Annotated in this window: 14 protein-coding genes; 9 read left to right on the top strand and 5 right to left on the bottom strand. The window is 36.7% G+C overall.

The window, feature by feature from the left end:
- Positions 1 to 385: 385 nt before the first annotated feature.
- Positions 386 to 2389 (bottom strand): acyltransferase family protein, encoded by a 2004-nt coding sequence (locus FQ087_RS04220; RefSeq protein WP_149579287.1) that lies wholly within the window; start codon positions 2387 to 2389, stop codon positions 386 to 388.
- Positions 2390 to 4040: 1651 nt separating this feature from the next.
- Here FQ087_RS04220 and FQ087_RS22330 point away from each other — a divergent pair.
- Positions 4041 to 4208, top strand: a complete 168-nt coding sequence (locus FQ087_RS22330; protein ID WP_188006630.1) for a hypothetical protein — start codon at positions 4041 to 4043, stop codon at positions 4206 to 4208.
- A 207-nt stretch (positions 4209 to 4415) separates the two neighbouring features.
- On the opposite strand, the gene FQ087_RS04225 is transcribed toward FQ087_RS22330, so the two are convergent.
- A complete protein-coding gene (locus FQ087_RS04225; RefSeq protein ID WP_149579288.1) occupies positions 4416 to 4559 on the bottom strand; it encodes a YjcZ family sporulation protein in 144 nt (47 codons plus the stop codon).
- A gap of 532 nt (positions 4560 to 5091) precedes the next feature.
- On the opposite strand from FQ087_RS04225, the gene FQ087_RS04230 reads away from it, so the two are divergent.
- From FQ087_RS04230 to FQ087_RS04240, 3 genes are all read left to right on the top strand, one after another.
- A complete protein-coding gene (locus FQ087_RS04230; RefSeq protein WP_149579289.1) occupies positions 5092 to 6180 on the top strand; it encodes a metallophosphoesterase in 1089 nt (362 codons plus the stop codon).
- Between the two features lie 1614 nt (positions 6181 to 7794).
- Positions 7795 to 8979 (top strand): AAA family ATPase, encoded by a 1185-nt coding sequence (locus FQ087_RS04235; RefSeq protein WP_149579290.1) that lies wholly within the window; start codon positions 7795 to 7797, stop codon positions 8977 to 8979.
- Between the two features lie 15 nt (positions 8980 to 8994).
- Positions 8995 to 10437: a VWA domain-containing protein gene (locus tag FQ087_RS04240; RefSeq protein WP_149579291.1), complete on the top strand. Its 1443-nt coding sequence runs from the start codon at positions 8995 to 8997 to the stop codon at positions 10435 to 10437.
- Positions 10438 to 11205: 768 nt separating this feature from the next.
- On the opposite strand, the gene FQ087_RS04245 is transcribed toward FQ087_RS04240, so the two are convergent.
- A complete protein-coding gene (locus FQ087_RS04245) occupies positions 11206 to 11547 on the bottom strand; it encodes a hypothetical protein (RefSeq protein ID WP_149579292.1) in 342 nt (113 codons plus the stop codon).
- 174 nt (positions 11548 to 11721) lie between these two features.
- Between FQ087_RS04245 and FQ087_RS22335 the strand changes: the two genes are divergently transcribed.
- The 5 genes from FQ087_RS22335 to FQ087_RS04265 all read left to right on the top strand — a co-directional run bounded on the left by FQ087_RS22335 (position 11722) and on the right by FQ087_RS04265 (position 17121).
- Complete coding sequence (locus FQ087_RS22335; protein ID WP_188006631.1) at positions 11722 to 11871, top strand: hypothetical protein; 150 nt, start codon at positions 11722 to 11724, stop codon at positions 11869 to 11871.
- A gap of 553 nt (positions 11872 to 12424) precedes the next feature.
- Complete coding sequence (locus FQ087_RS04250) at positions 12425 to 14473, top strand: BglG family transcription antiterminator (protein ID WP_149579293.1); 2049 nt, start codon at positions 12425 to 12427, stop codon at positions 14471 to 14473.
- 69 nt (positions 14474 to 14542) lie between these two features.
- The gene (locus FQ087_RS04255; protein ID WP_149579294.1) at positions 14543 to 14818 is read left to right on the top strand and encodes a PTS sugar transporter subunit IIB; all 276 of its coding nucleotides are present in this window, start codon (positions 14543 to 14545) and stop codon (positions 14816 to 14818) included.
- 1 nt (position 14819) lies between these two features.
- Entirely contained in the window at positions 14820 to 16082 is a 1263-nt protein-coding gene (locus tag FQ087_RS04260) for a PTS ascorbate transporter subunit IIC (RefSeq protein ID WP_149579295.1), read from the top strand.
- Between the two features lie 232 nt (positions 16083 to 16314).
- Positions 16315 to 17121, top strand: coding sequence for an alpha/beta hydrolase family protein (locus tag FQ087_RS04265; protein WP_188006632.1), 807 nt, complete (start codon positions 16315 to 16317; stop codon positions 17119 to 17121).
- Between the two features lie 591 nt (positions 17122 to 17712).
- On the opposite strand, the gene shc is transcribed toward FQ087_RS04265, so the two are convergent.
- Positions 17713 to 19587: a squalene--hopene cyclase gene (gene shc, locus FQ087_RS04270; RefSeq protein ID WP_149579297.1), complete on the bottom strand. Its 1875-nt coding sequence runs from the start codon at positions 19585 to 19587 to the stop codon at positions 17713 to 17715.
- A gap of 247 nt (positions 19588 to 19834) precedes the next feature.
- Positions 19835 to 21055 carry an MFS transporter gene (locus tag FQ087_RS04275; protein WP_149579298.1) on the bottom strand — a complete coding sequence of 407 codons (1221 nt, stop codon included), beginning with the start codon at positions 21053 to 21055 and terminating at the stop codon, positions 19835 to 19837.
- Positions 21056 to 21308 lie beyond the last annotated feature (253 nt).

Below are 21308 nucleotides of genomic sequence, written 5' to 3' on the forward strand. Positions count from 1 at the left end.
GCGAAGAAAACAAGTTTATTGGACAAGGATTGCTCAATTCGAAGCTTGGAATATGCTAAACGTATTTAAGTGATTTTTAGGGGAGTTGGATCGTAAGCATTTTGTTGATTTCGGGAACAAGGTACTAACGCAATTCAGCCAACTTAACATAGAGCAATAAACTGTGAGAATACTGCAAAATCCCCTTACGTCTTATGTGGCGTGAGGGGATTTTCCAGTATATAATATGTTAATTAATTTCGGGTACCAGGTTCATCACTTCTAAGACAGCTCAATTTAGAGCACTGAACCAGGTTTTAATCGTGTTTTCGGTAAAAATTTGTAGCAAAGACCAAGTTCTACGACTGGAAGTGGATGTTCAATGGACTATTCTAGGTTCAGCATTTTACTTGGCATCTAGACTTTCTAAAGCTTCTTTCAACGGTTTCTTTAAAGCTGGAGCTAATGTTTTTACGTACTGTGCAGTAAGATGGTTATTGTCGCGATAAACTATTACATTCCCAATGACAGGATAGCAAGTTGTATCATCACAGAAATAATCAGTCAAATCCGCAAAAATGACGTTAGATGGAATACCCTCTGTATTTTCCCATGGCAATACTTTCGATACCCCTTGATCTCGTGGAATTGCACAATCTAATGGGGTGTCTGCATTTTCTAAACAACTCGGAATATCCTCTTTCATACGTGGATTATCTCGCACCGCGAATATTGTCGTAATGCCTTCGAGTTGCTTCCACTGACCGATATATCCGACCGGAACTGTATCATACTTATTTAACGTAGAAGTCGTAAATACTAAATCAGGTGGATCTTCTTTTAATTGTTCTATTAAGTTCTCATTCCACTCTAAACAAGCTTCAGTTAAATGATTTTGCGAGTCGTCGTTTGTAAAGCGACAGCCATCATGATTGTACAAATCAAGTTGGAAATTAAGCTCCTCGGCCAAAATTTCTAGAGCTGGAAACCAATGTCCTGAATGCGAGCCACCAACTAATGCAATTGTATAGTCCGGATTTTCCGACTCTCCATAAAGACATTTCTTTACTTCAATTTGATCTTTTGCTAAACACTCTTTTTGACCATAAAATGACGGTAAATCTAGCTTAATATCTAGCAGAGATGGAATGGGTTCAAGTCCTTTAGTTGGCTCAATATTGTCATAGATAGCCCTCGCACCAGGATAATCCTTATCATTGAGACTTGTAACAACCGTTTCTGCCTTCACGTTATCAATATAAAATGAAACTAGGATTGTTGAGATACCTGTAATACATAGCATCACTGACAATAAAGCGACAACTTTTCCCTTCATTTTCCTAATATCAATCTTCGATACGGGCGCTTCAATTAATTTTGTCGAAATATATGATAACACTAATGTCACGATTAAAATTAAGACACCGTCAATAATGGGAACTGTCTTCGTTTTCATATAGGATTGATAGAATATTAAAAGTGGCCAATGCCATAAGTAAATGCCGTATGTAAGTCCACCTAAAAACATTAGTGGCTTTAAACTTAAAATACGATCGACCCCAAAACGCGTACTATTTTCAGAGGCGACGATCATTAATATGACACCACTAATAGGTACTAACGCTAAATATCCTGGGAATACCGTTGACACAGGTAATAAAACCCCCGTTAGACAAACAATGAGTAATCCAATCCAGCCGAGCAATGTATTTATCCATTTATTCAAAAATAGATAAGGTAAAATCAATGCTAACAAACCACCAACACTAAATTCCCACATTCGGGCAAATGTATCAAAATACGCCCATGGTTGATTTAGGTTTGTTTGATAAATCGAATAACTAATGGAACCTGTAAAAATAATGATCAAAGCGACTAAAAACGTTTTCCGCACAGGCGTTTTGAACACTTTTTGTGCGAGGAAATATACCGTTATAATTAAAAGCGGCCAAATAATATAAAACTGTACTTGCACACCAAGTGACCAATAATGCTGAAATGGACTAGCAGAATTATCTTGTGCTAAATAGTCAACTGCATCAAACGCTAAGCGCCAGTTTTCATAATAAAGTGTAGACGCAGTCATATGTTTAATGATTTCGCCCCATTCGATTTGAGGTAAAAACACTAATGACAAACCTCCGATGATAACAATAACCAACAAAGCTTGCGTAAATAACCTTCTAGATAATCCTAAAAGAAACTCTCCAAGATTTACTGCGCCCGTTCTCTCTATTCGAGATAGAAGAGACATCGTAATTAAAAATCCTGAAAGAATAAAAAATACATCTACTCCTCCAGACACTCTACCAAACCAAATATGATAGACAGCAATGAGTAAAGTTGCAATCGTTCTAATCCCTTCAATTTCCGGGCGATACCTCTTCTCAGGCTTTTTTAAGTCCGTCATAGGATAATCCTATCCATTCTAAATAACAAAATTATTATCCCCCTGTAAATACTAAGTAACTCAACTTTCGCACTCAATAAAAAAGTATGACTAGTTGGCTGTACTAGCTATGTGGCTTAGTCAATAGGTCATTGACAATTTCATAAATAATAAAAACGAATGGCTCGCTATTCTTAGCATCGACTGTACGCTTTCCACACAAGAAATTGTTCGGATCTACGGCATGCACTGGGATATTGAGGTGTTCTTAAGACGGTCGCTGATTTCGCCCTGCAAAAGTTGAGTAAGTATGTTATACCTATCAACTTCATCGCCACATCAACAACGACTCGAGAAGTAGTCGACGATTTAGAAGGTATTTTGCTGACACTTGTCAAAAGAAATTCAATCCTCCAGATGGAATTACCGTTAACTTTTACATGAAACAAAACACTGAACCCAATTTTTTTTTTTTTGAAACAGTCACCGTAGCAACAATTTTATTGGTTGTACCAGCAGCAGAATAGACAGTGGCATTGGCTTTTGCAAAAGGTTCGGGTCTTTGTCGTAGCGTTGCCAGACGATGAATTACTGTTTTGTGGTTATGTTTGCAAGACTTTGTTTGGATAGAGTCTGTCCGACTTTAAATCATTCCATTTTTGGACATTGGTTATGGACACTTTAGTTGTTTTTTTAATTGGTCCATAAAGAATTCTCAAATCGGACTTTGTGTGTGCTTGCTTCTGAATTAGTAATTGCCATTCCGAATGTCAAGGTATCTGCTAAGAGTAGTGAACATTCATTTTTACGTTATTTATTTAAGTTGACTTTTCTATAAATCATTGGTTTATCAATGATTCCATCATAATATTAGGGGATTTATAATAAAATTACAAGATTAATTTTGTTATAAAATAATAACATTTTTGTGATAAACGAGGGGTATGTTGGGGTGGTTTCCAACTTAAAGGATTTGTAGTTAATTTTGTATGCTAATATTAACAAATTAAGTATTAAAAAATTTAAATGTTATATTTTTAAACTGTATGCGTTTAAAAAGGAAAATACAGATGGCATTACTAAGTTGTGATTGGTACGATAAAGATGTTTACCTAAGTGTACTTCGTGATTTCATTGATTTATTTATATGAGTTATGGTGCGAGGGGGCTCGGCATTCATTGTATGGTGACTGATTCTTAGGGTTGGTCTTCTATTAAGAATTTATGTGATTGATACAGGCTGTCTAACACTTAGATATAACTAGTATTTTTAAAAAATTTGTACTGCAGGTTTAATCTTTAAGAAACTTTACACGAATAAAAAAGGTGCCAAGTACAAACACGATTTGGAATCGAGTCAGTACTTGGTACCTTAAATTTGCTAATAATCATTCTTAAGTTTCTTAGTGACCTATTTGTTGTGTCTAAGAAAATACAAAACGCACAAAGTAATAAATGCAACAAAATAATTTATAGAGTGATTGAGATGAGTCAAGAAATTTTGTAAGACCGTCTAGATGTGAAGAAAAAGAGTAGACACTATCAGTTCTAAAAGAGAGCGAGGAGTACATTTAATTTTGGTCGAATGGGGATTTGTGTACCAACTCGAATTAATTTAAGGTACTTATAGTGCGCGGAATTTGAATTGAATCAGTGAAAAGGGGGGGACTGGTTGATAAAGTTACGTAGAAAAGAAAGAAGAAAGAACAAAAATGAGCGTTACACCATTTTGGATTTTATAGTTGACGTATTATTTTGGATACCGGAATTATTGTTTTTGCCTTTTCGTTTATTGTTTATTGGTGGAAGGTATCTGTTTCGACTATTTTCTGATTTTTGACAAGCATAAAAAAGTGGAAGAATCTTGAATGCAAAATATCGGCCTAGTACCACCTGAAATTAGAATTTCAGCTGCTACTAGGTCGATGCAATATTGAATACTTGATAAGTAATGTAATGATACAACTAAAATCTATCTACAGGGATGTATGTGACACTAGAGTGTCACACAGACGCTTAAAAAGCTAAGTATTCTGAATGTGTTAGTTTAGTTACAACAGTGGCCGTCGTCATGTGAATTTCCAATAAAAGTAGCACCAACGATGATGAGTAATATGAATAATACGACGATTATCTCGAAACCTGATCCTTTTCCGGAATGACAAACATTCTCGCAACTTTCAGAAGACATCTTATTTCCCCCTTTTCTACCTTCAATAATAGAATATGAGCAAGTTTCGAAAAACATAGGGCGGTTGGAAAGAATTTTAAAAAGAAAAGTGTGAAATATCTTCTTGGCGCAACAGGCAACAGGCATTAGACAGTTAATCGGTGGGTGCCCACTAGCGTAGCGTGGGTGTAAAAAAGTAATATATTTCATTAAATGAAATTTAATGCTTTTATAAGAATTAAAAATCTCCTAATATAGTTAAGGAAATGACGACTAAATCAGTGCCAAACACTAACAAAGAGAGGTCATTCATCAATAGTCAAAGTGGAAATTTAATCTTTCGTCAATGCTTATTGAATCTCCGCACCAATATATTGGCTAGTGTCGGGTGAATGACACTATTCAGCGAATACGCTACAATTACATAAAGTAAAACGAATCTCATCATATTTAATAGGTTGAGATTCTTACTGTATAAATGTATATTCTGATGAATAGTCATAATTGCACCTTACACAGACACTAAACAATATTGAAGTGAGGAAAACAACAGATGCCAATCACAACGAATTTACTGATTTTGCTAGCATTAGTAATCTATTCACTGTTATGTTTTTATATCGGTTACAACGGCTGGGTATGGCTGAAAACGACGAAATTCGCTGCCTACAAGAAGACCTATATCATTCTAATGGTCTTACTTAGTTTGTCCTTTTTCATAGGACGGTTTTGGTCATGGATTGCCATCCAATTCATCGGCGGATTTTGGCTTGTACTATTTGGTTATAGTTTACTACTATTACCCATGATCAATCTCGCCGTCTACCTATTGAAAAAGAAATGGCTTTTTCAAATCGGATTAGGGACAATCTTATTCTTCGTTGTTTTGCTTATCTTTGGTTCGTACAATGCTTGGAATTCGGTTGTCACAACGTATGAGGTGGCCATTGACAAATCAGCAACAGAAAAAGAGTTAAAACTTGTTGTTGTTTCTGATCTTCATCTAGGGGGAATTGTCGGTGAAAAGCATCTTGAACGTTTAGTTGAAGAGGTTGAGACATTACGCCCCGATCTAATCTTAATTCCCGGTGATATAATCGATGACTACATCGCTCCATACATGGATAAAGAGATGGGTAAAACATTGGGTAAACTACATGCACCTCTTGGCGTTTACGCGGTACCGGGGAATCATGATTATTATGGCAATGATGTTGATCAATTAGTCATCGAAATGGAGAAAATCGGCATTCGTGTACTAGCAGACGAAACAGCACTCGTTGCCGATGATTTTTACATCGTTGGGCGAAAGGATCTTGCAGCAAAGAGTAGGATGACAACTACTGAATTAGTTGCCGATTTAGACCAGAACAAACCACTAATTATGATGGATCATCAGCCCGTTGAATTTGACGAGGCAAGTTACAATGGCATAGATTTACTGTTATCGGGTCATACGCATAGAGGTCAACTATTCCCGGCTAATCTAATTACTCGATTAATCTTTGAGAATCATTATGGCTATTTAAAAAAAGATGATCTTCACTCAATTGTAACTTCGGGTTTTGGTACATGGGGACCCCCTATTAGAATCGGTAGCCGTGCTGAAATCGTAGAAATAAATCTCAAATTCCAGAATTGAATGCAGAATAACAGGGAACATTGTGACAAAAGGACGCTAAAAGTTAGGATTCTTTGCGAAAAGGAAAAAACAGCAAATGCGATTCAATTGCCAATGTGCGAGTAGTAATGAAGGAGCGCGATGTACCGTCCTGGCTAAAAGTTGATTTGGTGGCAGTGTTGAAATCAAATCGAAAATTATGAGTAACGAGGAATTTCAAGAAGAGAAAAATTAAAATATGTGTTTTAACACCGATAAAGCTATGGATTTACATTTGACTAAATCTCGTTTCTTCATTCAAAAGATGAATCGTCAAGCACAAAAGCTTATTTAGAAATCAGGATTTGTTTGTAAAATATTTTTCGAAACTAGATTGATGGCTTCTCTTGAAATAGCTGACGTCTACGTTATGTTGTGGAATGAGAGGCTATTTTAGTGAGAAGCGCTCGAATTCATTTCTTCTAACAAATTTATGACTGCGATATCGACAAAGAGGAGGATTATCTGTCAATCAGCTAGAAAGCCGAAAATAAACATGGATGATTTCAAAACGCATTTAATTTGACGATAGTCAGATGGATGCTTTTTTATTTGTGAAAAAATAGAAAGGAATTCGATCTACATATCAATTTTTCTAGCTAACATGATTGCCGTTCAAAATGAAAATCGTCTGGAGATCCTAGACCATCTAATGTGATTCAGTGTTGGGAAACAATTATTCAAAACGGACGAAGTGTAGGTACGACTTATCCTGTCCAGCAAGAGATTGAAACTCGAAAAGCAACCGCTCATTTAGGGAGTATTTGCAGATGAAGGCTATGTACAGTTTGAAAACGTAGTGGAAACTGTAAGTCAGGCGTGTAAGAGGTTGCATAGGGAAAATGAAACCATCACGTTCATAAACGAAAATGTAACGGCAATATAGCTGTGTCTGGAAATTAACCAGAAGTACTATATTTTTAGGGATAATTAATCAGCTCAGCAATTAAAGGTCATGCAAAATAAAATTCTGCAGGCCCTTGCGTATGTATTTCGTCTTCCAAATCATGGGATGTATTTCGTTCGAGATTCGAATACAGAAGGATTGGGAAAACTGATTAAATTCACATCACCCTCGAAAATAGCGAAGGGTGTAAAATTCCAGTCGACAATCGGAATAAAGTTAGATCCGATCTAAATAAACATTTAAATTATATTTTAACTGATTGTGAAACAAGTAGGAATCTGAAAATAGGACAGGACAAAGAAATTAACAAAAAATCGAATGTGTTCAACCTTAATTATTAAATTAGAAAGGGATTATCTGGGATGAGTCAACTCAAGTCAACTCGAAAAATAAATCATTAAGATTCGTTCTGAAAATATATGAATGGTTACGGATTTAATTTAACAAGGTGGAGTTTATAATACCGGAATTCTATCAGACGATGATCGGAAGGATGCCGGTAATCTAGTTGAACATCTACAGAAAATCGCTGACTAAATGGAAATGAGCGAATGGACTTAAGGTGAAAGAATTGAGGATAAAGGAACAGAGATTGTATTTTCGCTCCACACGAAAAGATGAATCAAGATTGCGCAATCAATCCTGCTTCCTTTTTATTTTAATAGAAGAGATGAAGGGATGGATTATTAATGACTCACACTTTTTCGAAACTAGAGGAAATTAAAAGTGCGCTGAATGCCAAGTTCTTTGAACGTGAAAACGTGGTGGAAGCAATCTTGATAGCGATATTAGCACGTCAACATATGCTCATGATTGGTCCGGCTGGTACTGCGAAATCTGCATTATCCGTAGAACTCGCAAAGATTGTACATGGGACACAATACTTTCAATGGATGCTGACAAGATTCAGTACACCTGAGGAGGTATTCGGTCCATTATCGCTAAAAGACCTAGAGCAGGGAGTGTACAAGCGCAATACGGCAACAAAAATGCCAGAGGCAAATTTGGTGTTTCTGGATGAAATATTTAAAGCGAACAGCGCCATTTTAAACAGTTTACTCACCCTAATTAATGAACGGCTCTTCTATAATAACGGAGCACCAGTTCAAGTTCCCTTAATGTCTGTTATAGGTGCTTCGAATGAATATCCCGAAGAAGGGGAGGGGCTTGAAGCACTATTCGATCGTTTCCTTTTGCGATTTGAGGTTGACTATATTGTAGATGAAACGAATTTTGTTTCTATGTTGAAAGGTTCTGAGCAATATCAGCAAATGCCTTCCATGACGCTGGACGAATTAGTGCAACTTCAGTTTTTCACGGACATGGTAGCCATTCCTGATGAAGTATACGAGACCCTTTCTAAGATTCGTACAGAGTTGAGGGATGAAGGGATTCGCCCTTCAGATCGGCGCTTCAAGCAGTCATTAAGCGTCCTACAAGCAAAAGCGTTGATTAACCAAAGGCACGTCGTAATGATAGATGATATTGTCATCCTTGAAAATGTCCTATGGGAAACCGTGGACCAAAAAGATGCAGTGTCTTTCATTGTTCGTAGCCACGCACAAGATGTTGTTACTCGGGCACTCGATTCCATACAAAATGAAGCAAATGATGTGTTCAATTACATGCTGCAGAATAATTCGACAGATGTTGGAATGGAAGCGACTCAAAAGATGAAAGCCTTAGTGGCTGATTTGAATAAGCTAAAAAAACACAATCAAAGTCGGGATGCCGATATCGATGCATTACTTTATAAAGTGAATTCGATGCATCAAGAAATCCTCGACAGTATTTTAGAACCGATGGATTTCGACACTCCTAATGAAAAGAAAGCACTCGAGAAAGGGTCCTATGGCATCTTTTTCAAAATGTGAAAGGGAGTGTACTTCATGAAAAGAAGTAAAAGTTACAATGATAATCGTTCAGTATTGAATACGGACGCATTCGATAAAAGACGTTTCAAAGAAATCTTTGAAATGTCAAAGGGGCTTCAGAAGATTAGAGATGAAGGGGAAATGCCAACGTTCGAACCATTACTAGCTGATATTTGGGCTTCATTATATAAGATGAAACCTGAAATTACGGCAGTGGACGTAGGCGGCGTTCTCAAAGTTAATAAATCACTGATGGAAAGAATCATGGCGGATGATTCTTTTGAAAACTATCGAAGCTTCACCCGATTAGATGATTTGTTGTCAGCCATTGGCACAGTGAAAATCGGTGAGAAGACGAACCAATGGCTGGTTGAGCAAAAAATGCAAGATGAAGACCTTCAAAAACAGATGCAGGAAATCTATACAATGCAAAGGCAACTTAAAAAGTATGAACGGCAAGTTGGTGATGAAAATTGCAATCAGGAGTTAAAAGAATATCTAACACAAGCCATAGCTATATTGAATGAGAAATTGCAACAGAAGCTTCAAAGTGACAGCCATAGCTTTTCAGAAATAATGGCTCAAGCCATGCAAGAAACAAAACAGGTGAAAGATGGTCTGAAATCGTTACTTGGTGGCTCAAGTGCAGGGAGTGGTGATGCAGATTTAAAAAAAGTTCCTTTACGCGACCAAATAGCATTAGCTGAGAAAATTGCTTCTGATAACAAGATGAAGGAAATAGCTAATTGGGCGGGTCGATTCAAACAGATTGCCTGCAAAAAGCAGAAATCCAAGCATAGCGACTCTATGGAAAGAATGGGAGTTACTCTAGGTAACGATATTGAAAGGTTGCTCCCGATGGAATTAGTCTTATACTCGCATCGAATAACTAAGAACGATTTCCTTCGTCGCTTTGTGGATGGTCAGACTATGCAATATGAACATAAAGGGCGTGAGGTATTAGGGAGGGGGCCGATCGTACTTTGTTTAGACCAGTCAGGCAGTATGTCCCAACTTGATAACCAATCCAAAGGTTTTATTTTAGCCCTTATGTCAATCGCAAGAAAGCAGCGAAGGGATTTTTGCTTAATATTATTCTCTACTCAGACTCAAATCTATAAATATGAAAAAGGGAAAATTAAAGGTTCTGATATGATTAGTTTGGCTCGAACCTTTTTAGGTGGAGGTACGAACTTTACACTTCCGCTTGACGGAGCGATGAACATAATAAATGAAAGTCGTTTTAAACAAGCTGATTTAGTTTTTGTTACGGATGGTGAAGACCAACTAAAGGATTCATTTCTCGAAGCATTCAATAAGCAGAGACAAGAGAAAGCCTTCAATGTGCTTTCCCTCGTAATAGGTTGCAGCACAAATACGGTTGAACAGTTTTCCGATAAAGTTGTCCAAATTAAAGATTTTGATGATGATGGAAGCTTTACCGCATTTGAAATTTGATTGCCTATGAAACGAATATGCAACTAATGATTCCTTCTCTGGATTAAGTGTTTTATATGACTAGAATCCTTTAAAAATAGTGATTGATGCCTGTGCACGACATTATTCGGATACTATAATTACATGTTGATGAGATAGTAGAGAAGTGCCACTTATTCTAATCAGTATTGTATTTTTATACAACTGGTTGAATTTGTGGCTGTATTTTGTTACACAACCACGAATACAATTAGCTTTAGGTATTTGTTTCGTATGGGCATGGTGAGATAAACAAGACTAACAACTGTATATTACCGAACAATGCATCTGACAAACCGCTAGGAGCGTGATTGACTAGTTGAAAAGAGTATCTATAGAGTAATCACCGCTGTTGTGAGGGTTTTTTGAATTAAATACTGAAACAAGTGCTGGTAAATATACACTTCAATCCAAAGTAGAAAACACCAGAAACTCACAATTGGTGCGTTTGGGTGTTTATTTAAGGCTATGTTAAAGGAAGAGGTTGATTATAATGTTTATGGAATCGGCTGCGTATGCAAGATTTTATTTTAACTTCAAACAGTGGTGTATATAAACTGTATATGAATGAAATAAAGAAAAACACTTAAAACATCGTTATAACAATGTTTTAAGTGTTTTATTGTGTCCCCAAACTTTCATTTGGGGATGTTATTTGTATGGGTTTGTTTAAAATATGTGTTAAATGAATATGGTCACTTATTAGATTGCTATTTTTTATTTTGAACATATAATTTTTCAAACACAAATTTATTCTCGTTTTATGAAATATTCTCTAATTTCAATCGGTAATTCTTCTATAGCTATAATTTTCATTTTTTTCGTTCCAGGAGTAGTTTGAATTAAGTAAGTTTTCTCATCAAATTCTAATAATGTAATTTGTGTAATCATATTAGGGTTAAATTCTTCTTGAATATATTCAATACTCTTATAGTCGATTCTTTTAGAATCAAGAAATAGTGACTCTGGATTATCTGAATTCCTTAATGTCTGCATTAATTCTAATGAATTAGAAGGGTTAGTAATAGCCCAGTGAATGGTAGGTGCAGCAACAATTAATAAAGCAAAAATAATGGCTAATATTTTTTTCATATAAGATACCTCCAAAATTAAATCAATAAATACACTATTTATTAATTGTACCTTAAAGGGGTAAAATAAGTTCTTCTCATAGCGGAAAATGAACTCTAATTTTCGCTACATAAAATTCTTCTCCTTGGACATAATAAAAATGATGAAACAAATCTACAAAAGGAGGTTCATGTGATGTCAGAGGAGAACAAGAATCGAAATAAGGATAAGGGTAAACAGCGAAATGTCCAAAAAAATAATACCGAGCCGAAAAAAGATGTTGAGTTTGCAAGCGAAAGCGAATTTCTAAATTTAGATGGTAAGAAAAACAAAAGAAAGCGCTAAAAATAGTGCCTGCACACCATAAGTGTGACAGGCACTAATTGTTTTCATTGTCTAAAGATCTGTTAAATTTGGTTTCTATGCATTGCCAATGTTTGAAGATAGAATACATAATTTCAGGCGAATGAGTTTTGAAATGCAGAGGCACAATTAATCATGTACCATTAATTGTGGACTTATGACAACTACTTGATGAATTTTGTGATTGTGGTTGCAGAAACACCAGGAGTGATGTGCAATCATACAGGTGAATTTAACTCTATTCAGCTGGTCATCGCATAAGGAGAAAGATTAGTTGAATCAAAATGACATAGAATGATGTAAGTTCATACATGAACAATTTAAGCATCAATAATTGTGTAATATATATGTAGTACTCAAGATTAGCTTCAAATGTTGGAGGAAAGCAAAGGCGGATTTAGGGAATGTACCTACCATCAATCGTTGCTCGATTGTGCATACCAATGCAGTACGTAGACTTAGACAACTTTTGTGACAAAATGTAATGTGAAGTGAAAGCGATTTCGTTTATAGTTTTTGTAAGGGGGAGCTAGCCATGTTGGAGAGCAGAAGCTTGAATACATTTTATCAATTAATGAAATTACAGCCAATACAGCTTTCCTGGTTTATTGACATGCTGAATTTATCTGGACGTCAGTTTCAATATGATGTAGAAAAAATAAATAGCTTCTTAATTGGCGAGGGCTTGCCATCAATTCGGATTTCGACTGACCGAATTATAATACCAACGGAAGTAATTAGTTTTTGGAGGAAAAATGGCACGAATTTTGCAGCAAATCAATTTTCTTTTGACCAAGATGAACGTGTGATTATTTTCTTGTTATACACCTTTATCAGACGCGAACCTCTCTCAAATTTCCACTTTCAAAATATTTTTGGGATTAGTAAAAATACCGTCAGTGCAGATGTAAAACGAGTCAATCGGTTTTGTATTGATTTCAGGGTTGAGATCCGTTATACACGGGAGCAAGGATATCACTTAAAAGGAACGGAAGAAGATAAGCGGAATTTGATGCTCAAGGCAATTTCCTTGTTAAAAGTTAAGCCTAACGCACATGAGAAATTCACTTTTATATTTCAACAACAACAGTTTGAAAATCAATATGTTCATTATCAACAAATTTTAAAGGATTTTGAAAGGCAATATTCATTCACATTCATTGAAGAAAGATTGGATGAATTTAGCTACTTACTTCAAATGATTCATATTCGCCAACAGCAACAAAAGTGGGTGCTAATTTATCCTGACACTGTGAGTTTTTTAGAAAAGAAAGAAGCTTTCAATGTTTGTAAATTGATTCAGCAACGTTTAGGGTATACGACCCATTCAGAAGAGGTTTCCTTTCTAACGATTCAACTGCTTGGTATATGCCAGGGGGAAGTTAGCCCTGCTAAGAACGATACTCTGCTCGAGATTACAGAACAAATTGTTGTTAGCTTTGAACGTTATGCATGCATCCAATTACTAGATAGAAACAAAGCAATTGAAACGTTATATTTGCATTTCAAACCGGCTTATTACCGCATGCTCTTTAAAATACCAATTACAAATGCATTACTTGCTGAGATTAAAGAAGAGCATCATGACTTGTTTATAGTTGTAAAGGAAGTACTAAAACCTATTGAAGAAATGCTGAATATTAAAATACCTGAAGATGAGGTAGGATTCCTTACCCTTCATTTTGGAGGGTTGCTCAAGCTAGATAGTGAGAGTCAAAACAAAGTATTTCGGGCTCTAATTGTTTGTCCAAATGGGATTAGTTCAAGCATTATGTTAGAAAATCAATTAAAATCGCTCTTCCCACAATTTCAATGGACTTCTTCTCTCTCATCGCATGATCTTCAGCTTCTCGATGAAGAGGAGTATGATCTAGTATTTTCCACTGTTTTACTTAAAACAAAAAAAACTTTGTTTATGATTAGACCAATTATGAGTGAAATGGAAAAGAAAGAACTCGTTCAATCAGTAAAAGGGATGACACTTCAACAGTCTTCCCATTATCCAACTTCGGATGAGTTAATGAAAGTCATTGGCCAATATGCGGATATCAAACAGCCAGGGTTGCTGAAAAGTGCATTGAAACACGCGTTATTTCAAAATGATCGCTTGAATACGAGGAGGAAACAACCTGTGTTAAAAGATTTATTAATCGAAGAAAATATTCAGTTTGTAGATAAAATTGACAATTGGAAAGATGCCATCAAGAAAGCAGCAGAACCCTTATTAGTAAGCAATTCGATTACAAATCAATATATCGACGTAATGATAGAAAACGTTGAAACAATGGGACCGTACATTATCATTGGCGAGCAAGTTGCAATCCCACATGCGCGGCCAGAATTCGGCGTTAAAAAATTAGGAATGAGCTTATTGAAATTAGAAGAATCTGCGCATTTATTAAACAGTGAGGCCAATCGAGTTGACATATTTATTTGTTTAGCTGCGATTGATAATCAAACACACCTAAAGGCATTGGCTCAATTGACAACGTTGTTGAGTGATCCTATTAAATTAGGCCTTTTAAAGGAGGCGGAGACAAAACAGGATATTCTTGATTTAGTTGCAGAAATCTCAGTTCAATAGGTTTGTAGCGTTGTCGATAGGAATTAGATAAGTACGATTAAAATTAGCCATTATTAGGAGGAAAATAAGATGAGAATTTTAGCAGTGTGTGGAAACGGATTAGGAACGAGTTTTATACTGTCAATGAACGTAAATAAAGCACTAAAAGAATTGAACATTGATGCTGAATGTAAAAACATGGATTTAGCGAGTGCAAAATCAGAGTCAGCTGATTACTACATCGGGACACCTGAAATTATGGAACAATTACAAGACGGTAACAGAAAAACAATTGGCATCATCAACATGGTTAGTGCGGATGAAATCCAGAAAGCGTTAACTTCTCATATCTTAGGGGAGAAATAATATGTTTGATTTGATAATGAAGGATATTTTAGGAACACCCGCCATTTTAGTTGGCTTGTTCGCTCTATTTGGTTTACTGTTGCAGAAGAAATCGATTACTGATGTTGTTTCTGGAACATTAAAAACCATAATGGGCTTCATTATTCTTGGCGCAGGTGCGGCTGTCTTAGTAGGTTCACTAAATATTTTCGGAAATATGTTTGAAAAAGCATTCAATATACAAGGTGTCATCCCGAATAATGAAGCAATTGTAGCTATGGCGCAAACTGCTTTCGGTGCTGAGACAGCTATGATTATGTTAATTGGTATGGTAGTTAACATTGTCATAGCAAGGTACACGAAGTTTAAATACATCTTTTTAACAGGGCATCACACGATGTTCATGGCCTGCTTACTTGCGGCGGTACTTTCAACGTCAGGCATGGGTAGTGCAATGATAGTAATCGTAGGATCACTTATATTAGGAGCATTGATGGTTCTACTACCTGCAATGCTACAACCCACAGTTAGAGAAATTACAGGTTCGGATGATATCGCTGTAGGTCACTTCGGTTCATTCGGTTATTTTGTAGCAGCTAAAGTTGCTAAATTAACTGGAGATAAAACGAAATCGACTGAAGATGTGAAGGTACCAAAATCACTTGGGTTCTTACGTGATTCTTCTGTAGCATTGGCATTAACAATGGCAATTATGTTCTTTGTGGTTGCTTTGGTCGTTGGACCTACCTACATTGAAGAAAACCTCAGTGATGGTGCAAACTTTTTAGTGTTCTCACTGCTACAGGCAATTACGTTCGCTGCGGGTGTATTCATTATCTTAGCAGGTGTTCGTATGTTAATTGCTGAAATCGTTCCAGCATTTAAAGGAATCGCAGATAAAGTTGTTCCGAATGCGAAACCTGCATTAGACGTTCCTATCGTATTCCCGTTTGCACCAAACGCAGTTATTATCGGATTCTTATCAAGCTTTGCAGCAGGATTAGTAAGTATGTTTTTACTTCCACTTGCGGGGTTAGCTGTAATCGTACCTGGACTCGTTCCGCACTTTTTCTGTGGAGCTGCGGCCGGAGTATTCGGTAATGCAGTGGGGGGGCGCAGAGGCGCTATAATTGGTGCTTTTGTACAAGGATTGTTAATCAGTTTCCTTCCCGCAATGTTGATGCCAGTGCTAGGCTCACTCGGATTTGAAGGTACGACTTTTGGGGATTCTGATTTCGGTGTCGTAGGCATTCTAATTGGATATATAATCAATTTGTTTAATTAAATGAAAATAATAAAAAGCACTCCTTGGGGAGTGCTTTTTAGATTTAGGACTAAAAAGGTTCTTAGTTCAATGAGAACGAGGTACCTGAAAATTGGTGATTCAACAGATTGTAACTACTGAAAATTAACTAATCTACAACAACGCATTGACTTAAATAAATTTCGCACGTATAATACCTAGTAAGCAGGTAAGAATAGTTAGTTGGAGAAGTATCCTTGAAAGGATGTTTACTATGACAAGTAAAGCGATTTCAATTTATGCTAATCAATTCGATCTTTCGGGTGTTCTTCATCTTCCAGAGAGAGTGCATCATAGGAAGGTTCCGCTTATTGTTTTATTACATGGATTTGTCGGTAGCAAAGTCGGTGAGCATCGGTTATTTGTAAAAGCGGCACGGTATTTCACGGAAAAGGGATATGCAGTTTTTCGTTTTGATTTTAGTGGCTGCGGGGAAAGTAGCGGCGATTATGCAGATGTTACGGTAACGAAGCAACTAAATGAGGTTCAGGCGGTGCTAAATTATGTATCGATGTTACCAGAAGTAGATGCCAACAATATTATATTAATCGGTCATAGTCTTGGGGGTGCTGTCGCTTCATTAACAGCGGCCAAAGATCGGCGAATCCATAAACTTATTTTATGGTCGCCAGTCGGTAGACCATATGAAGACATTACCGGAATTTTAGGCGAGAGTGCTATGAAAACTGTGGCAACAAATGGGGTAGTTGATTATCATGGGTTTTATGTCAGTCAAGCATTTCTAACTGATCTGAAGAATCATCATCCTCTTGAAGCGATTTGTTCGTATCAAGGGGCGGCGCTGATTGTTCATGCACAAGAGGATGAGGCCGTTCCCAAAGAACATGCAGCCCGTTATTCTGAATCATTGCAACAAAGGTCAATTCCTGAAAGAGTCAGTACGCATTATATTGAAGGTGCAGATCATACATTTTCAAGTTACACATTTGAAAATGTATTATTCACGGAATCTGCTGAATGGCTTGAAAGTTGTAATGAGTATCCCGAGGAAATAGCTTGAAAGATTAAAACTGATTTTATGAGACACAAAGAAGTTGATTGGCCCAATAAAAGAGCCAATCAACTTTTTAAATTTTTTTTAAAAAATAGCATCCCTTTTAAAGATTTCAGCCGTTTAAAATGCAAAAAACTAGATGATACAAACAGCACTTCTCTGAAAATTAGCTGTTATTACCGATAGTGAAATTGAAAATCATCCGAGTTCACGAAGGGGGCGTTGGAAAGTATATGGGAATGTGAACGATCTCTTAATGACCTCGGAGTTTTCGTTTACAGTCATTTTCCATTCAATTCATGATATAGGTTGTGATTATCCCAAGAATGATCCCAATAATAATGATTGCCCCAAATAATAATACTCGCTTCAAGTCTACATCCCTTCATTTAGTTATTACTGGAAGTTTATTGATGAGGTCTGAAACATATTCGGTAAAAAATAGACAATCAATAAAGTTTTGGACATCTAGAAGGTGGAGCAATCTTTTTGTTAACCCTTATCAATTCGTTGGTGCGAATATTCCCATAGATGAATATATAACGAAAGTATAGTTTGTGTCAGTTGGGATGTGAAACACCCTATTCCTAGAAAGACTTATCCTTGAAATTTCTTTTTATAATGAGTTAGTGCAAGCAAAGGAAAGATATATTGATAGCTATGGTAGTGAATGTAGAAATCACCCCCCATTCCTTGAACAACCGGATATGAGATAGTCCAATTGTCTATATTAGTGGCTACTTGTAAATAGGAGATTCCCGCATTTATTTCTGGTGTTGCCTTATCTGAAACCGCAATGAGTGCGTCAAGTGCCCATGCTGTTTGCGTTAAATTGCTGGATCCAAGAGGTACGTACTTAGAAGCAAGATCGCTTTTACAAGACTCTCCCCAGCCGCCGTCAGGATTTTGAATTCCTAGTAACCATTTTACGGATTTTTGGACAAATGGATTTTCCGGGCTTACACCTGATGCCATGAGACCGGTAATTGATGCCCATGTCCCGTAAATATAACAAATTCCCCAACGACCATACCAAGAACCATCTTTTTCTTGATTATGAACAAGCCAATTTATACCGCGTTTCATAAGTTCATGTTCACTAGGTAAGTTCGTGTATCCACCCAAAAATTCAAGTGTTCGTCCCGTTAAATCGGCACTGCTTGGATCCGACAATAAAAATTTTCCGCCTTCAATCGGGAGTAAGTTTAATAATTCATTATATACATTTTTTTCAAATGCTGGCCATCCGCCATCTCTATTTTGCATCGACATTATCCAGAGAATACCTTTGTCCCAAGCTTGATGAAAGCGGTGATCATTCTGGACAAGCTGCGAAATACTTCTTAGTGAAGCCGTAGAGTCATCTATATCAGGATTCATCGTGTTTACAGCTGAAAACCCCCATCCCCCTGGTAAGACATCAGGATTATGAATCGCCCAATCACCATATTTAGTCTGTTGCTGCTCTAATAAGTATTCGTTTGCCTTATTGATTACTGAATCAGTCGTAGGAACTCCTGCTTTTTGAAGAGCATAGCTAATTAAGGACGTATTCCACACTGTTGCCGTTGTAAACTGCATATGGGTATGGCCGTGAATCGTGCATTGCATAGCTTTTAATCCTTTTACAGCCACTAAAATGCGTGGGTCACTGTTAGAATGACCAAGTGAGAGCAGGGCAAATATCATCAGGAACGTAGAACTGAAATAACTGTAAAGGGTTCCATCTGGCTCAATATGATCGAGCATATATTGTTTTGTTCGATTGATGGCTAAAGAATGGATGGTTTGAGAAAATCCTAGCAAACTTTTAAGGTCATGTTCAATCAACGAGAAAAACTCTTGAAATTCTTGTATATTGAGAAACTCATCTGTTGCCCCTGAAAGGGTAAGATCAGATAGATTGGGACTTCTAGTTGATGTTTTGACATATTTTTTATTTGCCAAAATCATAATTGGAGCAAGATTAGCTCTTCCATATACGGAAATATCGTAGAAATTAATAGGAAAGTGAAGGGGCAAAAGGATAATTTCAACTGGTAATGGGAAATACGCGGGCCATGGATATTGACCAGTTATAGCTAACATGATTTTTGTGAGCATATGCGATTTCTCTAGACCACCATTTGCTAAAACAAACTTTTTTGCCGCAAGCAATCTGAAGTCATCTTTGTTTACATAGCCTGAATACAGCAGGGAGTAATAAGCTTCAACCGTGGCGGATATGTTCCCATCACCTTCATCATGAAAAAGTTTCCATGCGCCATTTGTTTCTTGCTTACTCAAAATTCTTGCGGTTAACTCACTAATTAAGTTTTCATCATTTATTTCCAGCGACCTTAACAAAATTATCATGTATGCATCGGTTGTAATACCCGATTCAAAGGGATAATTCCATGAACCATTGGGTGTCTGATCATTTTTTAGCTGATTGACTAATTGGCTAATCAACTGCTCTGTACGATATGTCAACGTCTCACCATCTCACCATCTCCTTAGTAAAGGTCATTCATATATATATATCCCCATTCATAATCCTATATGAAGAATGATTTCTAATAGTGAGGTGACCCATGATAAATTTATTGAGAAAAAGGGGGGGGAGAGGTGGATATTTCGAACAAAATAAAAGAGCAAAGTCGAAATTGACTTTGCTCTTTTGCGTAAATTTTATCTTAAGAAGATTGTAATCAATGTATGAAGCACAAATTTCTTGATTTCATTGTTTGATCGAGGCCTTAGAATCATGTGCATATCGAACAAATACGACAAAAAATAGTGCAGCGCTGAGCAAGCGTAAACCTGAGTTTATATACATTGCCGTTTCAACACCCAGTACATTTAACAAAAAAATACCGACTTGTGGAGCAATGAATGCGACGAATGCTAGTAAAACATTGTACGTCGTAATGCAATATGTCCGTGATTTTTCAGGTGATTGCTCTAGCAATAAATTAAACAACAGCAATACCACACCCGATAAGAAAAAGCCTGACATCGTTTGGACGAGTGTTAAATAATACAAGTTGGTCGACAATACCGTTAAGAACGGCGTCGTTGCCATACCTATTGCTGCCCAGACGAGGACAAGTACGTTTGATTTCCGTTCTGCCCATTTTTTCCATAGCGGGAAAGTTAAAATTTGCATTAACATATTTCCTACGGAAAACATGCTGATCCAAAAAATTGTCGCCCCAACGATACGGACGTGATAAATATTAAATATTCCCCAAGCCATTTGCCAAGCGAAATTGAAAAAAAGTGCTCCAACTAGAAACCATACATAGCCGGAATGTTGAAAAATTGACCAATCCATCAACTTCTTTTTCGTCAAAGGTCCTTCAATTTTTGCTGGTTCTTCTTCATGTTTCATCAAAAAAAATACTTCAACTAATCCAAAACAAAATGCGATAGCGAATAACAGTTGATAGGCTAATACACTTTCAGAGATGTCTTTCATTAGAATACCAATCAGTAAGGTTGAAATAAGACCAACGATTGTCAAAAGACGGTTGCGATCACTAAAAAATGCACCCCGTCTCGAATTGCTAACCAAGCCACCAATAAGTGTCTGCCATCCTATGTTGGCGACTGTATTCGGCACGCTCATTAATGCAATAACTGCCAGAAATGACCAAGCTTGAAACGTGGTAGAGGGTATGTAAACGAGCATAATAATAAGGATAAACATCAAACGCGCGATTAACACAGACATTGCGACGAGTTTCTTTTGTGCGTGTGCTCGATTTAATAAAATTGCAGCGGGAATCGTCATAAGCAATGCCATTAGTGGAGGCAAGGAGCTAATTAGACCAACTTGATAATTCGATGCTCCTAAAATAGTAATCGCAAAAATCGGAAAGAAGTTATTCGAAAAGTTCAACGCAATAGTCGATGCCATTCCATGATAAATACTAACTTTTTCATTATATGTTCGCATAATATCTCCATATTCTACTAAATTATAATTCTCACATTTTCATTATAAACCTGAATTAAAAGAAAACAAGAGCTTTGAGACACGGTTTTAAGTACGGTGTCGGTACTCATTCAAACGCGAAAGTTGAAAAATCATGTTAGTGCAAAATAGTAATGCGTCTGTTGATTAACCAAAAATAACCAGAAATTAACTTGATCACCAGCTCGCCGACACTTGTATAGTTGCGCATTGGGATTGCTTGGATTGAATGACT

The organism is Sporosarcina sp. ANT_H38 (genome assembly GCF_008369195.1).
Classification (GTDB): Bacteria; Bacillota; Bacilli; order Bacillales_A; family Planococcaceae; genus Sporosarcina.

What these genes read in the sequence shown, in the direction of transcription:
- FQ087_RS22335 (WP_188006631.1), top strand. Translation starts at nt 11,722, where the DNA reads ATGTCAGAGGAGAACAAGAATCGAAATAAGGATAAGGGTAAACAGCGA.
- FQ087_RS04245 (WP_149579292.1), bottom strand. Translation starts at nt 11,547, where the DNA reads ATGAAAAAAATATTAGCCATTATTTTTGCTTTATTAATTGTTGCTGCA.
- FQ087_RS04235 (WP_149579290.1), top strand. Translation starts at nt 7,795, where the DNA reads ATGACTCACACTTTTTCGAAACTAGAGGAAATTAAAAGTGCGCTGAAT.
- FQ087_RS04230 (WP_149579289.1), top strand. Translation starts at nt 5,092, where the DNA reads ATGCCAATCACAACGAATTTACTGATTTTGCTAGCATTAGTAATCTAT.
- FQ087_RS04275 (WP_149579298.1), bottom strand. Translation starts at nt 21,055, where the DNA reads ATGCGAACATATAATGAAAAAGTTAGTATTTATCATGGAATGGCATCG.
- FQ087_RS04225 (WP_149579288.1), bottom strand. Translation starts at nt 4,559, where the DNA reads ATGTCTTCTGAAAGTTGCGAGAATGTTTGTCATTCCGGAAAAGGATCA.
- FQ087_RS04240 (WP_149579291.1), top strand. Translation starts at nt 8,995, where the DNA reads ATGAAAAGAAGTAAAAGTTACAATGATAATCGTTCAGTATTGAATACG.
- FQ087_RS04250 (WP_149579293.1), top strand. Translation starts at nt 12,425, where the DNA reads ATGTTGGAGAGCAGAAGCTTGAATACATTTTATCAATTAATGAAATTA.
- FQ087_RS04255 (WP_149579294.1), top strand. Translation starts at nt 14,543, where the DNA reads ATGAGAATTTTAGCAGTGTGTGGAAACGGATTAGGAACGAGTTTTATA.
- FQ087_RS04260 (WP_149579295.1), top strand. Translation starts at nt 14,820, where the DNA reads ATGTTTGATTTGATAATGAAGGATATTTTAGGAACACCCGCCATTTTA.
- FQ087_RS04265 (WP_188006632.1), top strand. Translation starts at nt 16,315, where the DNA reads ATGACAAGTAAAGCGATTTCAATTTATGCTAATCAATTCGATCTTTCG.
- FQ087_RS04220 (WP_149579287.1), bottom strand. Translation starts at nt 2,389, where the DNA reads ATGACGGACTTAAAAAAGCCTGAGAAGAGGTATCGCCCGGAAATTGAA.